This window comes from Labilibaculum sp. DW002, assembly GCF_029029525.1.
Lineage (GTDB): Bacteria > Bacteroidota > Bacteroidia > Bacteroidales > Marinifilaceae > Paralabilibaculum > Paralabilibaculum antarcticum.
On record NZ_JAKJSC010000003.1, the window covers coordinates 206,666 to 223,383 of the forward strand.

The following is a 16,718-nucleotide window of genomic DNA, read 5'->3' on the forward strand; positions in this document are numbered from 1 at the left end:
ATGATATTTAGTGTATTGGTAGAACAAATTTATACTTATGCAAAATAAATAAATTGTTTTGGAAAATGATATGTTGCTTGCCATTAATCCCATTATATATTTATTCTAAATACGATAAATTATTATTCATAAAAAAAAGCCTGATCATATTGATCAGGCTTTTTAACTATAAGAGTATATTTTTTATAAATTATATGTTACACCGATACCTGGTAAAAATCCAGTGTTTTGATATTCTCCTGCATATCCAGTATTTCCATCAACACCATTGATTTTTTCACCTTTGATATACAATAAAGAAGCATCAACGCTTAATTTATCTGTAAGCATATAAGAGCAACCTGCTGAGATACCAATTTTGTTCGCGCCAGGAGTTTCAGGAGCATAATATTTATCATTTGTTGGTGTTTCGTCATAATAAAAACCAGCACGTAGATCTAATTTCTCATTAGCCGAGTATTGAGCACCAATTCTATAGGTTATAGAATTATCCCATTCTCTTTTATTTAAAGAATTAAGAGCTGCTGCATCTTTTGAAATAAATTCAAGCTTTTTGTAAACAGACCATTCAACGAAATTTACATCAGCAGATACCAACCACTTTTCATCGATCTGATAAGCAAGCCCTACATTTAAGCTAGCAGGTAATGGAAGTGTTGCCGCAACTCCGCCATCAGGAAAAACACCCTGTATTTGTGCAGGAAGCGCATCACTAACTGTAAAGTCAGCATCACCTTCAGAATAATCAAGATCAATATCAACTTTAGAACGGTATGAAATACCAATGTTTAGTTTTTCAGTTGGTTGTAAGAAGATACCTAAGTTATAACCATATTTTACTGTGTTACCACTTAACTCAGCTCCCCCATCAGTAATATATGATCCATCTGCAGGATTCATAATAGGAAATGCTTTATTTAATTTAAAGTCACCATAAACGATATTTAAGCCAGCACCAACAGACATCCAATCGTTCACTTTATATGAAACAGTTGGTTGGATATAAATGGATTTCATCGTAATTTCCTGAATCAAATATTTACCTGCCCATGTTTTTCCAAAGTCAACTTTATTTCCAAATGGCGTGTAAACACCTAAACCAAATGCAAGCTTATCATTAACTTTCATTGATCCATATAAATAGAACGGTGTTCCTGTTGGATTATCTGTTTCTTCTAATCCTGGAGCTCCAGGGAATGAACCTGTAAACTCAGTTTTGATTAAGGTTGCAAATCCTCCTACAGAGAAACTATATTTTGCATCTAGAGTTGCAAGTGCCCCAGGATTAAACTGCATACTACTTGCATCCCAGTTGATGGCAACACCAACATGTCCCATACCGGTTTGTTTTGCGCCCTGAACATTTACGGCATAGCCTTCAGCTTTTACGCTATAAGTGAAAGCAATAAGAGCTATTGCTAAATAAATTTTTCTTAACATAGAATTGAAGTTTTAAAATTCGCTGGAAATATAATCCTATTTATAGGTAATGCAAGTTAATATCAACCAAAATTCTTTTAAAAAAGCGACGTGTGTCAATGAATACGGAATGTATGGATGTATCTAAATTTATACTTAATAGAAGAAGGCTATACTCAGGTACTCGTTTTTATTAAATTATTAATACTTTTAACGTGAATAATAACTGCTTATTCAAGGATATGAGTGATAAGTTGAATAAAAAAACTGGAGGTGATTTCGTTTACCAGAGTTTTAAAGAGGGTTATAAGAGTGTAACACCTTCTTTAATTAACCGTTCATTTGAATGGAATGATAAACAAATCAATATTTTATTAGAATCTGCCATGCTTGAGTTGGGAGAGCTAAACGCCTACTCAAAATTTTACCCTCGAATAGATGAACATGTGCCACTTTTTATTGCTCAAGAAGTGCTTGCTTCCAACTTAATCGAAGGAAATAAGAGTAACCTGTATCAGGTTTTTGTGCCAGAGATATCTAAGAGTTTCAAGGTGAAGTATGCACAAAAAGAAATTACCAACCATATAAAAGCTATACAATGGGGAGTTGGAGAGTTGACAAAGTTTCCTCTTTCCATACGATTAGTTAAAGAATCACATCGTATTTTATGTGCCGATTTACCAGTTAAAAAAGAATTTGGAGGAAAGTTTAGGCCGTTTTTTCAAGCAAATGATCTTTTGCTTGAAGATAAAGCAGATTATACGCCACCTAATAAACATGACTTGAAAATATTGATTAATGATGCTAAGTGGTTTTGGCGTAATGAGGATCTCGAGCTGCCTTATCTTATTAAGATGGCGATTTCACTTTGTCAGTTCGAGACCATACTTCCTTTCCTGGATGGAAATGGGCGAACGGCTCGTACTCTTATTCTATTGGAGTTAATTAGTTTGAATTTTTTGTCGAAGCCAATTTTTTGCCTTTCTGCTTTTTTCGAAAAGAATCGATTGGAGTATTATCATCGTCTGAATTTGATTCGATCGAGAAATGATGTTGAACAATGGATTCGATTTTTTATCACAGGAATGAATGAAACAGCTATTCACAGTAAGGAGCTGCTAGGGCGTTTAGAGCAACTAACAGAACACTACGAGTCGGTTATTGAAAATAAGATGGGGGTTAAAAGACGAAATTCTGCAAAACAACTGCTTGCTGAGTTTTATTCATCCCCATTTATGTCCGTTAATGACATAAAAGAGAAATTAAATTTAAGTTTTCAATCGGCAAATTTGCTTGTAAAAGAATTTGAGTCTACAAATTTATTGCGCGAACATGTAGGTGCACGTAGAAATAGAATTTTCTATTTGTGGGAGTATTTGGCAATATTCGAAATGTAAAATATACGATACAAAAAGAGCTTGATTTTATTAATCAAGCTCTTTTTAGTTTTTATATGTTGACTAATTAATTACCCCACTACTTCTTTCATTTTGTTTCCTATATCAGCAGGTGATTTCACAACGTGGATACCAGCAGCTGCCAGAGCTTTCATCTTCTCTTCAGCTGTACCTTTACCACCAGCGATAATAGCACCTGCATGTCCCATACGTTTCCCCTCAGGAGCAGTTTGACCAGCGATAAATGCTACAACAGGTTTCTTCACGTTATCAGCGATATAAGCAGCAGCAGTTTCTTCATCTGAACCACCAATTTCACCGATAAGAACGATAGCTTCCGTTTCTGGGTCTTCATTCAAAAGCTTGACTGCATCAATATGTTTGGTTCCAATAATTGGGTCACCACCAATACCAATAGCTGTAGACTGACCAAAACCTGCATTACCTAGTTGGTGAACAGCCTCGTAAGTTAAGGTTCCCGAACGTGAGATAATACCAATCTTACCTGGCTTATGAATAAAACCTGGCATAATACCAATCTTTGCTACACCTGGCGTAATTACACCTGGGCAGTTAGGCCCAATAAGAGTTGTTTTTGGACGCTTTGAAAGAAACTCATGAACATCTACCATATCAAGAGTAGGAATACCCTCGGTAATACATATTACAAGCTCGATACCTGCATCAGCAGCTTCCATAATCGCATCAGCCGCAAATGCTGGTGGAACAAAAATAACCGAAGCATTAGCTTTTGCAATTTTCACAGCATCTTTTACAGTATCGAAAACCGGTACACTATCCATAAACATTTGCCCACCTTTACCTGGTGTAACACCTGCAACCACATTGGTGCCGTATTCTATCATTTGTTGGGTATGAAATCCCCCTTCTGAACCCGTAATTCCCTGAACTACTAGTCTTGTATCTTTATTTACTAATACACTCATTGTGTTGATTGTTTTAAGGGTGGCTACTACTTTTTTAGCTGCATCTTTAAGTTCTGTCGCGGCAATAATATTCATGCCTGACTCTTCAAGAAGCTTTTTACCTTCTTCAGCATTGGTTCCTTGTAAACGAACAACAATAGGTACTTGAGTATTGATATTTTTGATGGCTTGAATAACGCCATTGGCAACACGATCGCAACGAACGATACCACCAAAAATATTAATTAAAACAGCCTTTACATTTTTGTCTGAAAGGATGATACGGAAACCTTGTTCTACGGTTTCTGCTGATGCTGACCCTCCAACATCAAGAAAGTTAGCTGGCTCACCACCAGTCAATTTAATAATATCCATCGTTCCCATAGCCAAACCAGCACCATTTACCATACAGCCAATGTTACCATCTAGTTTAATATAGTTAAGACCTGATTGCCCCGCCTCAATTTCCAATGGCTCTTCTTCGTCAAGGTCACGAAGTGGAGTCAATGTTTTCTGGCGATACATAGCATTATTATCAAAATCGGCCTTAGCATCCAAAGCGATAACATCACCTTCCTGAGTTACAACCAATGGGTTAATCTCGAATAGAGAAGCATCCGTTCCCATATAAGCTTTATAAAGCGCAAGGAAGAACTTCACTGCATTCTTAAATGCAGCACCGCTAAGACCTAATGCAAAGGCCATTTCTCTAGCCTGGAAAGCCTGTAATCCAACCGCTGCATCAACGGCAACCTTTACAATTTTCTCAGGTGTTTCTTCAGCGACTTTCTCAATTTCCATACCGCCTTCGGTAGAAACCATAAAGGTTACCTTCGATGAGGCACGATCAAGAACGATACCCGCATAATACTCATGCTTGATATTCGAAGCTTCTTCAATCCAAACTTTTTTAACCAAACGTCCTTCAGGACCTGTTTGGTGGGTAATTAGGGTCATCCCTAAAATATCATTCGCATATTGGCTTACGTCTTGAGCAGTAGGTGCAAACTTAACACCTCCACCTTTTCCGCGGCCTCCTGCGTGAATTTGCGCTTTAACGACTACAGGCAATCCAATTTCTTGAGCTGCTTGCTCTGCTTCTTTTACCGAGAATGCAATTTTGCTCTCAGGTACAGGAACGCCAAACGACCGTAAAATTTCCTTTGCTTGATATTCGTGAATCTTCATTCTTAGTTAATTTTTTTTGTTAGGCTTGGAAAAGACCTGCGTATTCTGTGTTTATTGTTTTAGTTGATTTTGAACAGGTAAGCAAGTCGGTAACAATTAATACTTAAATGGTTAATTTTTTAATGAACCTAAATATATAAATAACTGAATGAATATAAAAAGGACATTTGATGGAAATTTAAAAGAGTTTTGAATCTTTTTGTTTTTTGAATTTTTGGACTTGGTTTCAATTGAAGAGAATTACCCAAAATAGGATCACTTGTTGTTGGATGGATTCAATTTTTAGTAAGATTGAATCACATGCTTGCAAGAAAACATGTAAAAACTTCCATTTATCGAATAAAAAGAAGATTCTCCCGATAAAATGTGTGTTGTACGTGTGAGATTTAGTAATTTCAAACTCAAAGCAAAAAATCTAATAGAATTAGTTATTTGTCTTAAGTGGCCATGAGAGATAAAAATTTTATTATGATGATTATTTGTTTTATTTTTAATCAGTAAATTAAATGATATAGAAATATGAACACATATTATAACAAGGTAAAAGAATACCTTTTGAATTTAGAATTCAATATTGTACAGGAAGATACAGCAGAAGAACTATTTGTTGTTGAAAATCCTGATGGTGGAATCGCTAATTTGATAATTGATTGTGAAGATCCAATTTTAATTATTGAAGGATTGCTTTTCGAATTAACGGAAGAGAATCCAGAAGTTTATAAATCATTATTAAAAAAGAATAGAGAAATTGTTCACGGGGCTTTTGTTTTAGACGAGTCTGGGAAAAAAATAATTTTCCGTGATACGCTTCAGTTAGAGAATTTAGATCAGAACGAATTGGAGGCAACTTTAAATTCATTAGAATTGTTGTTGAGCGAGTTTTCTGAAGAGATTATTTCATATTCAAAATCATAACTTTAAATAAGATACAAATGGGAATTTTTGGTAGATTATTCAATGTGGGCAAAGCAGAAGCTCACTCCGCTATAGATAAATTAGAAGATCCGATTAAGATGACCGAACAGGGAATCAGAGATCTCAAAAAAGATTTAGATAAAAGTTTACAAGCTTTGGCTGAAGTGAAGGCTTTAGCAATTCGAAGCAAGAGAGACTTGAATGAGCAAAAGTCGATGGCAAAGAATTACGAGCAAAAAGCAATGTTATTATTGCAAAAAGCTGAAAAAGGTGATTTGGAAATGTCGGAAGCAGAACGCTTAGCAACCGAGGCCTTGGCTAGAAAAGAAGAAGCTGTTTCTAATGCTTCAAGATCGCAGGAAGAAGTGAGTAAATTCGATACTAACATTAGTCAGTTAGATACGAATGTGAAGAAATTAAAATCAACGATTACTCGCTATGAGAATGAATTGAGAACTTTAAAAGCTCGTGCTCGTGTAAGTCAAGCGACTTCGAAAATTAACAAGCAACTTTCTGGAATTGATAGTTCTGGTACGGTTGGAATGTTAGAGAAAATGAAAGACAAAGTAGCTCAGCAAGAAGCTATGGCTGAAGCTTACGGCGATATTGCTTTTGAAAATCGTAGTTTAGATGATGAAATTGATGCAACTTTAAGCGATACTAATGTTAAAGCATCAAATGCATTGGAAGAGCTAAAAGCAAAAATGAAAAATAAAGAATAGCTGTTTTTACAAATTTGAACGAAATTAAAAATGGGATTAGCCGATTTTTTTAAACGGAAACAGCCGAAGTATGACAGCACCAATATCCGGGTTACCGACCTGGATGTTGGTTTTGTTTTTGAATACGATCTGGAAAGCTGGGAAGTGCAAGCGAGTTATGAGTACGATTGGGGAGATAATTATTTCTCTAAAGAATACAAAATTAACAATGGAACTAGGACACTTTATCTGGCAGTTGAAGATGATGATGAGATTAGCTTGTCGATCTCCGATAAAATTAAAGTTCGAGAATTAGGCGAGAATGTTCTAAACGATTTAATGAACCTTCAGAAAGCGCCAACAACTCTTATTTATAAGGACACAAAGTATTTTTTCGAAAAGGAATCGCCAGGTTATTTTAATGATACCGCTCGTGGAGAAGAGTGGGTAGAGTTTATCTCTTGGGACTTTGAGGATGAATCTGGAGAAAATATTATCACAATTGAACAATGGGATGAAAAGGAATTTGAAGCTTCTGCTGGAAAAGCCATCAAGGAATTTGAAATTTCTAATATTCTACCGAAATAATTTATAACCCAAAATTATAAACATGAACACTGTAACTAAAGTAATCATTGGGATTATTGTTTTGTTTGTTATCGTAAAAACTTGTGGAGGTGGTAGTTCATCATCTTCGTCGTCTACCGTAACAAAAAGCTATCAAAAATCTCCTGTCGATAATTTAATTAAAGAGTTGAATGCAGAACAGAATTTCTCTATTGTCTTATTTGATATGGATGCAAATGAAGGTTCTGACAATTACCGTCACCAATACCAGGTAATCATTCAGCGTCCGGATACGGTTTTGGAACAAAAATCGACTTGGAAAAATGTTAGTGAAGCTTTCTTTTCTCAGAATATGAATAATATGGGAATGGAGATTGTTTCGAAAAAAGATGGCGTTATTACCAAGCAAGCTGTACCTGCTGGATACAATCATTACGTAGGGAATGAGAAGTATGGGCGATGGGAAAATCGTGGAGGTTCTTCTTTCTGGGCTTTTTACGGTCAATATGCTTTCATGTCGCACATGTTCAATATGGGATCGTACCGACGCTCTTATTACAATGATTATCGCAGTGGTGGTTATTATGGCGGTTCTAGAGGTTATTATGGTCCAAGAGGAGGCAGTCCTGTTTACGGAACCAATTCTTATACTTCATCTACTTCGGGAAAAAATAGCAAGTGGGGCAGTAAGCCATCTACTTTTAAAGATAAAGTTCGAAGTAAAGTGAGTCGTTCTTCAAGCACTAGTAGCGCAAGAACTTCTACTAAAACAAAAAGAAGTTCATCAAGATATAGATCATCAAGTTCATCACGCTCACGTAGCGGTGGATTTGGAAAATAAACCATTGTATCACTCATAGATTTAAAACTTATGATGTCATTATCAGAAATTTCGTTTATCGTTTATGATGCTGTGGTTTATATCGCGGTAGCATTTGCTATTTTCCTTATCGGGAAATTTGTTTACCAGTTGCTTCATCCATCCTTTAAGGTAAAAGAGGAATTGGTTAAGAAAGATAATTTTGCTTTTGCCGTTGCCCATGTTGGTTATTACATTGGATTGTTATTTTCAATCGGAAGTGCAATTGTAGGTCCATCTAACGGTTTAGTTAACGATATTATCGACATAGCAGTTTATGGATTGCTAGCCATTGTTTTATTGAATATTTCAATATTCTTATCGGATTATTTAATTCTTAGAAATTTTTCGATCCGCAAAGAGATAATTGAAGACCAAAATGCAGGAACCGGTATTGTTGAAGGTGCTGTATCGGTAGCTTCAGGTTTAATCATTTTTGGCGCTGTTTCGGGAGAAAGTGGGGATCTGCTTTTTGGAATCTTGACCGCTGTTGTCTTTTGGGCATTTGGTCAAGTTGCATTAATTATCACTACTCGTATTTACAATTGGATAACACCATACAATTTGCACGAACACATTGAAAAAGACAATGTAGCTGTTGGTGTTGGATTCGCTGGTGCGATTATCGCTATTGCCAATTTGATTCGATTTGGATTGGTAGGGGATTTTGATGGTTGGATGCCAACATTTACGGAAGCTGGATTTGAACTTTTAGTAGGAATTGTATTATTACCAGTTATGCGTTTAATTACGGATAAGATTTTACTTCCTGGAGAAAGGTTAACCGATGAAATTATCAATCAAGAAAAACCAAATGTTGGAGCTGCTTTAGTTGAAGCATTTGCATACATAGGTGGATCTGTTTTGATTACTTGGTGCTTATAGTTAATTACGAATTATAAATGCTGAATTATGAATTTATTATTGTGAGTTGAGAGGAGCTAATTGTTTGTTTCAATTAATAATTAATAATTCTTAATTCATAATTAATAGAAGGTGTTTAAGAATCGATCAACATTACTAAAGGCAGCAATATTTGCTACCGGATTCTCTGGAGTTGTAGCGGAATATATTTTATCCACTTTAGCTCAGTATTTTTTAGGTAATTCTGTTTTTCATTGGGTAATGATTATCTCTCTCATGTTATTTTCCATGGGTTTGGGTAGTCGAATTACCAAGAATTTTGAGAATGGATTATTGAAGAAATTTTTGATATTGGAATTTGCGCTTTCCTTTATCGTTTCGTTTGCGGCTTTATTGGTTTATACGGCTTCTGCCTATACGCAATCAATTGGAATTTTAATATACAGCTTAGCCATTTGTATTGGATTGTTAATTGGAATGGAAATTCCTTTGGTGATTCGTATTAATGACGATTACGAGAAGTTGCAATTTAATATCTCTAATATTTTAGAGAATGATTATTATGGAAGTTTATTAGGAGGTGTATTTTTCGCCTTTATTGGCTTGCCAGTATTTGGGTTAATTTATACGCCGTTCATTTTGGGCTTTGTAAATTTCTCAGTATCAATTATTGTTCTGTATTTTCTTTGGGATCTGTTAAAATCGCAGGAGAGAAAATTGTTGGTTAGCTTGGGTGCTTTTATAATGATTTCCTTGACTACAGGAATTTTTGTTACCGATCCAATCATCAAGTTTGGGGAGCAACAAAAATATGCTGATAAGGTTATTTATACTGAACAAACCAAATATCAACGCATTGTAATGACGCAATGGAAAAATGATTATTGGTTGTATTTGAATGGTAATCAGCAGCTTTGCACGCGTGATGAAATCATGTATCACGAACCTTTGGTTCATCCAGCAATGAGTTTGCATCCAAATCCGACCAAGATTTTGGTTTTAGGTGGAGGAGATGGATGTGCAGTTCGTGAGATCTTGAAATATCCGAAGGTTGAAAAAATTACTTTGGTGGATTTAGATCCTGCTATGACTAATTTGGGAAAAAATCATCCGATTCTTACAGAGTTAAATCAAAACTCGTTGAGTAATGATAAGGTCGAAGTATTGAATGATGATGGATACAAATACATGTTATCTAATGAGAATTATTTTGATGTGATCATTATTGATTTACCAGATCCACGAAGCATTGAATTAGGTCGCCTGTATTCGCACGAATTCTATAAGATTTGTTATCGTCATTTACGACCAGGAGGTGTAATTGTAACGCAGTCGGGAAGTCCATACTTTGCAACTCAGGCATTCTCGTGCATTGTGGAAACAATTAAAAGCGCAGGCTTTGAAACGGTTCCAATGCACAATCAGGTAATTACATTGGGAGAATGGGGTTGGACTCTTGGAGTTAAACAACCACCTTACGAAAGTGTAAAAGCGGAACTGCAAAAATTAGAGATTAATGTGCCTACACGATGGATAAATAAGGAGGCAATGACATTAATTACTTCTTTTGGAAAGGATTATTATCCTTGGAAAAAGGATAGTGTACACGTGAATAGAATTCACGAACCTGTTTTGCACAAGTACTATATGAAAGGAAATTGGGATTTATATTAATTTGATGATATGCCTACAGCGGTAAATAAAATATTAGCAGCTAAAATTCATAACTTACGATTCTGGGTGTCAGAATGTGATCCGATTGTGTTGCAAACTCGATTTCAAGAATATTTGAAAAAAGTGGATTTCGTGATTTTGAACTTTACAGACCATCATTTTCCAGTGCAAGGATACACTGCATTTTGGTTGTTAGCAGAATCTCATTTGGCTATTCATACATTTCCAGATAAGGGATGGTCATACGTTGAGTTGAGTAGCTGCAATCAGAAAAAATCTACAGATTTTAAAGAATTGGTTACCGATAGCAAATTGACTGTGAATTGGAATGGTGACGGAATTGAAATTTGTGTACCCGAATAAATTGACTCGAATGAAAAAAAAGCTGATCTTTTTTATTGCCTTTTTGGTTTACGTTGCAGCGATACTCGGAATTAAGTATTTCGAAGGGCAATCGCCTGATGGGAATATTAAGAGTGTTGGAGATGCCTTTTGGTATGCTATTGTAACGCTTACAACCGTAGGATATGGCGATTTTTATCCTGTAACATTACCGGGTAAAATAATTGGCTTAATTGTTATTATTGGAAGTTTAGGAATACTAGGATTTATTATTGGTGAAGTAACCGTAAGATTTAATCAGTATATGGAAAAGAAAAAAAGTGGGTTCTGGGGAAGCGATTTTGAAGATCATTACATTATTATTGGTTGGAATGAATTTGGACAAAAGGTGGCTAGTCAAATTACTCAAGCAGGTCAAAAAGTAGCATTTGTTACCAATAATAAAGCCGATTTAGATTTAATAGCTGATTTGTATTCTTCTAAAACAACCTTTAGTTTATTTGCTGATTATTCTAATATTGATGCTTTCGAGAAAGTTAACATTAACAATTCAAAAAGAGTTTTTGTAAACTTTAAGGATGATTCAGAAACGCTGGTTTTTGTTATTAATCTGAAGAAGAAATACCCAAAAGCAAATGTTGTGGTTACTTGCTCTAACCCTAGCTTAAAAGAAACTTTTATAAGCGCTGGTATCGATCATGTAATTGCTAAGAATGAAGTTGCTTCCAAGTTGGTTGCTTCCTACCTATTTGAGCCTCATGTTGCTGCTTATACCGAAGATTTAATTGCCACTAGTGTTGCCGATGAGGATTCGGATATTCAACAGTATTTAATCAGCGAAGAGTGTGATTTTGCTGGAGCGGAATACATGACTGCTTTTATGAAATTGAAGTTGGATTACAATGGTATATTAATTGGTATGGTTCAAGATGGGAAGATCGTTAAAAATCCAGTAAAAGGGAGTCTGATAAAAGCCAATGATTATTTGATTCTTATTTCAAGCGGAAAAAGTAAAGCAAGCCTAGAGGAGTTTTTTGGAGTGAAGGAAGGTGAGTAGCTTTTACTCTGGATTGTAGCCAACATCATCTGGAAGATTTGGTCTTTTAGATGCTATTACTGCTAATTCGTCGGCACGTTCGTTTCCTGGAATATTGGCATGTCCTTTTACCCAAATAAATTTTACATTGTGTTTTCTATAAATCTTAAGAAATCGAATCCAAAGGTCAGGATTCTTCTTGTCCTTAAAACGCTTTTTCTCCCATCCTAAAACCCACTTTTTCTCAACAGCATCAACCACATATTTCGAATCGGAGTAGATTGTTACCTCACAAGCTTCTTCTTTCAAAGCCTCAAGACCAATTATTACAGCAAGTAATTCCATCCTGTTATTGGTAGTCAGCCTATATCCTTCAGCCAAATCTTTGCGATGTTTACCTGAAATAAGAACAGTACCATAACCTCCAGGTCCCGGGTTTCCACTACAAGCACCATCGGTATACATGGTTATTTTTGTAGACATATTCTCTGTTTATAATTTTCAAATCAAAAGTAACAAAATTTACTCTTCTCAATTATAATTAATAGGCATAAAAAAAGGATGTCCGAAAATTCGAACATCCTCTGTATGTATTGTGAGTGGTTAATTATTTTACAATAGTCATCTCCTCAATTAAGTTTTTAGCACCTGCATACTTTTCAATAATGAAAAGTGTGTAACGAATATCAAGGTTGATACATCTTTGTAGGTTATCTTCAAAATCAATATCACCAGACATCGCCTCAGAGTTACCGTCAAAAGCAGTACCAATCAATTCACCATTTCCGTTAATCACAGGAGAGCCCGAGTTACCACCTGTAATATCACTGTTAGTTAGGAAACAAGCTGGAAGGTTACCTTTCTTATCAGCATATTGACCAAAATCTTTGTTCTTAAACAATTCTTTCAATTTAGCTGGAACTTTAAACTCATGACTTGCAGGGTTTTCTTTTTCCATCACCCCTTTTAGAGTTGTATAGTGATTGTAATAAACACCATCCTTTGGAGAATAACCACCAACAGTACCGTAAGTTAAACGTAGTGTTGAGTTTGCATCAGGAGCAAGATTTTTCTTCTTATTGATTTGCATCAATCCATCAACAAATAAACGTTTACCTTTTTTAAGTTGATCAGCACCAACAGATACTTTAGCTGCTACTTCTCTGTATTTTTTAAGGATTGAATTTCCTGTTTGGAAAGCAATATCATTTTCAAGTACTTCTAATTCTGGAGCGTCAAGAAATTTATTGAAACTTTCAGCAGTTGCAAATACAGATGTTGAGTAAACATTTTCTGCAAATTTTGCGAAATCATTTTGATACTCATCAGCAATTGTTTTGAAGATTTCAGGTTGCTGATCTGCAGCAATATTTTCTGAATACATTTTATACATACCAGCCATTAATCTTTGATCGGTTGGCATATTGTAGTTTTTGTAAAATCCTTTTGCAGCTTTTCGAAGTCCAGTAATTGCCTTTTCAATTGCTTCTGTATTTACTGTATCAGCAGCAAGTAAGGTTTTTAAACCACCAGTTTTAATTGAGAACATTGGCATTTCAGCACCACTAAATAAAGCTTCTCTTAGGTATGAACTTGCATTCATTGCTTCTTTACGCTCAGCATAAACTTTGCTAATCATATCTAAAGCTTTTCCATACTTAGCAGCTCTTTTCGATTTCTTGGTAGCCCAAGCGTTATATTCATCCTCAATTTCTTGCTTAGCTCCCATTGTGTTTAATTTCTTCAAAGCCTTATTTTGCTCGTTAGAATATTTCCAATAGTTAGCAGAACCTGCATGCTTTGAAGCGTACTGAATACGAACCTTAGGATCTTTCAACATCTCTTTCATCATAATATCCAACTTTACAGTACGGATATCGTAACGATTCTGATTCGTGATTTTCATTGTCTCTTCAAGACCATAAGAAGTTAGGTAACGTTTCGTTGTTCCAGGGAAACCCATAATCATTGCAAAATCTTTTTCCTGAACACCTTTTATAGAAACAGGTAAATGATGTTTAGGCTTCAATGGTACATTATCCGCTGAGTATTTAGCAGGTTTTCCATCAGGAGCTGTATAAATACGGAACATAGAAAAATCAGCTGTATGACGAGGCCACATCCAGTTATCAGTATCACCACCAAATTTACCCATTGATTGAGGAGGAGCACCAACTAAACGAACATCTTGATAGATCTCGTAAATAAAAAGAAAGTATTGGTTACCTTCAAACATGCCCTTAACACTTGCTTTGTAATCAGTTCCTTCTTCAGCACCTTTTACAATCTCTTTAGAAATTTTATCAATTGCGGTATAACGCTCTTCTTCTGACATTTCATCATTCACTTTTGATAAAACTTTCTTAGAAACGTCTTCCATACGCACCAAGATAGAAGCAGTAATACCTTCATTTGTTAATTCCTCACTCTTATCGTAAGCCCAGAATCCATCTGCTAAGTAATCATGTTCAGTAGTCGAATGAGATTGAATTGATGGAAAACCACAGTGGTGATTTGTCAAAAATAAACCTTGATTAGAAATGATTTCACCAGTACAGAAATGACGGAATGGTCTGCCTGCTCTACCTAAACCAACAATTGCATCTTTCATACAATTATTGTTGATATCATAAATATCTTTAGCGCTTAACTTAAAGCCCATCTTCTGCATTTCTGCAGCATTTTGTTTTTTTAGTAAGGATAAAAGCCACATTCCTTCGTCAGCTTTTGCATTGGAGAAGCTAAGTAGTAAACTTAGACCCAAAAATAATGATGCAAATTTTCTCATTTTAGTTGCTTTAAATTTTTAATAGAACGTTTTTGCTTTTGTAAGCAAAATAGTTCTTGTTGTTAAAAGTATTTAGTCAATAAGCAAAGTTAATATTATTATATGATTCCTTCTTTTATTGATTTGTTAGTGATTGTTTACTTATTGTTTAATGTATTGATAATCAGTGATTGTGTGTGGTGTAGCTATCTTTAAAATTAGATAAACCTATCATTTTCCTCGTTGAAGAGGGAGGATAATTGCCTGTTAATGAGTCTTTATTCTTTAAAATTTCATTTCAAGTTGAGTGGACAGAAGTGAAAAACTCTTTCTGTGAATTTCATTTATTCCATGTTTTTGAATTGCTGCTCTGTGTTTTTTTGTTGGGTAACCTTTGTTACTATCCCAATCATAAATCGGGTAATTTTTATGAAGATCTAACATTAAATCATCTCGGTAAGTTTTAGCTAAAACCGAAGCTGCTGCAATCGACAGATATTTACCATCGCCCTTTATTATGCAATGATGTGGTATATTTTTATAAGGATTAAAACGGTTGCCATCAATTAGAAGTTGCTCAGGTGTAATATTAAGCTGATCGATAGCTCGATGCATAGCCAAAAAAGAGGCATTAAGTATATTTATTTTATCAATTTCTTCGGGACTAACTATTCCAACGGCCCAGGCGACAGCTTCTTTTTCAATAACTTCCCTAAGAGCATAACGTTTCTTTTCAGTCAACTTTTTAGAGTCGTCTAATATGGAATTCTTAAACTTTCGTGGCAAAATGACTGCTGCTGCCACCACTGGTCCGGCAAGACAACCACGTCCTGCTTCGTCGCAACCCGCTTCAATTTTATTCTTGTATAAAAAAGAGGCTAAACCATTCATAAATTCGATGTTTGGCGACAAAAATAAGAGTATTTTTTACTGAATCAAATAAAGAACTCGTAAGGATATGATTTTGGGAATGAAGAGCGAGTTATTATTTTAGTTTTAAAGTTCTGGCTTTATCAATAAATTCCCTGTTGATTTGTTTCGGATCATCAATTAATTCATAAAATTCGTCGAAGTAATTTAAGCTCCTTTCTAGTTCCTTCTCAGATAGATATGAGCAGTTTTGATAAAGCTTATAAAGATTTTCTTTTTTCATTCGAAACTCTCTGAATATATACTCAAGATCTTTGGCTGATCTTTTATAACCTCTGTATAAACGTTCATGAATGGATTCGATATTCAATTTTTCATTTGGAATTGCATAAGGAGCATTTACCAAACTTGCCCAATCAAAGTCGTACGGAACACAACTAGTACGTGATTTTGGAGTTTTTGAAATTAATTTGATGTTGTGCAGTGTAGGGACTCCCCAGTCAGTATTGCCAATCATGTATTGAAATACTGCCAATTTTGTTATTTTATTAATTAAGGTATGATCTTGATGTATTTTTTTATCGTAACGTGGAATTTTGCCATTTCGTTCAGCCATTTTCTCAAAGTCTTCAATAAAGAAAGTGAGTTTAGTAACTGGTTTAACTGAATTCTTGCTGTCCTTGTAAGTGATTTTGGCAAGTCTTACCTTAAAACTTTCAGGCGTAAAGATATTGTAAGCTTTGTAAATCAAGTATTCTTGAATAAGCATCTGCTCAAATCGAGGATTTCGATTTTGGCAATGGGTAACCATTTTCAACTTCTTCTGGTCGTGAAATATAGTATAACTAGACTCGGCTTGATTGAATTTGATTTTGAGTGGAGGGAAAGCACATATGCTTCTATCCTTCCGAAAATTACCACGGGTTTTTAGTTCTACTATCATGCTAACAATAGTGTCACCCACAAAGTATGAAAGTCTTCCTTTGTGATATGTATTTTTTTTACCAATATCCCGTAATAAACTTTTAAGGTCGGTGGTGATCGATAGTTCTAATAAATCATCAGATTCAAATAAATTAGGTGCTTTATATATTGAATCGGTGAGATCCTGATTTTTTAAGCACAACTCAGCATTTCCTATTTGAGGTAGAAAAAGAAGTAGGAGGAATATGAATTGAAAATGCTTTATCATT

The 16,718-nt window shown here is 35.1% G+C and carries 15 protein-coding genes; 9 read left to right on the plus strand and 6 right to left on the minus strand.

All coding sequences use genetic code 11. The annotated features are described in order from the left end of the window. Positions 1-183: 183 nt before the first annotated feature. Positions 184-1,440 carry an OmpP1/FadL family transporter gene (locus L3049_RS15145; RefSeq protein ID WP_275110662.1) on the minus strand — a complete coding sequence of 419 codons (1,257 nt, stop codon included), beginning with the start codon at positions 1,438-1,440 and terminating at the stop codon, positions 184-186. Positions 1,441-1,634: 194 nt separating this feature from the next. Here L3049_RS15145 and L3049_RS15150 point away from each other — a divergent pair, with 194 nt between their 5' ends. Further along, complete coding sequence (locus L3049_RS15150) at positions 1,635-2,816, plus strand: Fic family protein (protein WP_275110663.1); 1,182 nt, start codon at positions 1,635-1,637, stop codon at positions 2,814-2,816. A 71-nt stretch (positions 2,817-2,887) separates the two neighbouring features. Here L3049_RS15150 and sucC read toward each other — a convergent pair whose 3' ends face one another. Continuing rightward, complete coding sequence (gene sucC, locus L3049_RS21670; protein WP_275110664.1) at positions 2,888-4,930, minus strand: ADP-forming succinate--CoA ligase subunit beta; 2,043 nt, start codon at positions 4,928-4,930, stop codon at positions 2,888-2,890. 519 nt (positions 4,931-5,449) lie between these two features. Here sucC and L3049_RS15160 point away from each other — a divergent pair. The 8 genes from L3049_RS15160 (at position 5,450) to L3049_RS15195 (ending at position 11,909) form a co-directional block, all read left to right on the plus strand. Then, positions 5,450-5,845 carry a YbjN domain-containing protein gene (locus L3049_RS15160; RefSeq protein WP_275110665.1) on the plus strand — a complete coding sequence of 132 codons (396 nt, stop codon included), beginning with the start codon at positions 5,450-5,452 and terminating at the stop codon, positions 5,843-5,845. Between the two features lie 17 nt (positions 5,846-5,862). Then, positions 5,863-6,567, plus strand: coding sequence for a PspA/IM30 family protein (locus tag L3049_RS15165; protein ID WP_275110666.1), 705 nt, complete (start codon positions 5,863-5,865; stop codon positions 6,565-6,567). 30 nt (positions 6,568-6,597) lie between these two features. Next, entirely contained in the window at positions 6,598-7,134 is a 537-nt protein-coding gene (locus L3049_RS15170; protein WP_275110667.1) for a DUF4178 domain-containing protein, read from the plus strand. A 22-nt stretch (positions 7,135-7,156) separates the two neighbouring features. Beyond that, a complete protein-coding gene (locus L3049_RS15175) occupies positions 7,157-7,954 on the plus strand; it encodes a hypothetical protein (RefSeq protein ID WP_275110668.1) in 798 nt (265 codons plus the stop codon). Positions 7,955-7,984: 30 nt separating this feature from the next. Then, a complete protein-coding gene (locus L3049_RS15180; protein WP_275110669.1) occupies positions 7,985-8,857 on the plus strand; it encodes a DUF350 domain-containing protein in 873 nt (290 codons plus the stop codon). Positions 8,858-8,968: 111 nt separating this feature from the next. After that, a complete protein-coding gene (locus L3049_RS15185) occupies positions 8,969-10,510 on the plus strand; it encodes a polyamine aminopropyltransferase (protein ID WP_275110670.1) in 1,542 nt (513 codons plus the stop codon). Positions 10,511-10,519: 9 nt separating this feature from the next. Further along, the gene (locus L3049_RS15190; RefSeq protein WP_275110671.1) at positions 10,520-10,873 is read left to right on the plus strand and encodes an S-adenosylmethionine decarboxylase; all 354 of its coding nucleotides are present in this window, start codon (positions 10,520-10,522) and stop codon (positions 10,871-10,873) included. Between the two features lie 10 nt (positions 10,874-10,883). Further along, positions 10,884-11,909, plus strand: a complete 1,026-nt coding sequence (locus L3049_RS15195) for a potassium channel family protein (protein ID WP_275110672.1) — start codon at positions 10,884-10,886, stop codon at positions 11,907-11,909. A gap of 3 nt (positions 11,910-11,912) precedes the next feature. Here L3049_RS15195 and rnhA read toward each other — a convergent pair whose 3' ends face one another. The 4 genes from rnhA to L3049_RS15215 form a co-directional block, all read right to left on the minus strand. Beyond that, positions 11,913-12,371: a ribonuclease HI gene (rnhA, locus tag L3049_RS15200; RefSeq protein ID WP_275110673.1), complete on the minus strand. Its 459-nt coding sequence runs from the start codon at positions 12,369-12,371 to the stop codon at positions 11,913-11,915. A 124-nt stretch (positions 12,372-12,495) separates the two neighbouring features. Then, positions 12,496-14,676 carry a S46 family peptidase gene (locus tag L3049_RS15205; RefSeq protein WP_275110674.1) on the minus strand — a complete coding sequence of 727 codons (2,181 nt, stop codon included), beginning with the start codon at positions 14,674-14,676 and terminating at the stop codon, positions 12,496-12,498. A gap of 264 nt (positions 14,677-14,940) precedes the next feature. Next, positions 14,941-15,546, minus strand: a complete 606-nt coding sequence (locus tag L3049_RS15210; RefSeq protein WP_275110675.1) for a ribonuclease HII — start codon at positions 15,544-15,546, stop codon at positions 14,941-14,943. A 94-nt stretch (positions 15,547-15,640) separates the two neighbouring features. After that, complete coding sequence (locus L3049_RS15215; RefSeq protein WP_275110676.1) at positions 15,641-16,717, minus strand: hypothetical protein; 1,077 nt, start codon at positions 16,715-16,717, stop codon at positions 15,641-15,643. Position 16,718: the final 1 nt, after the last annotated feature.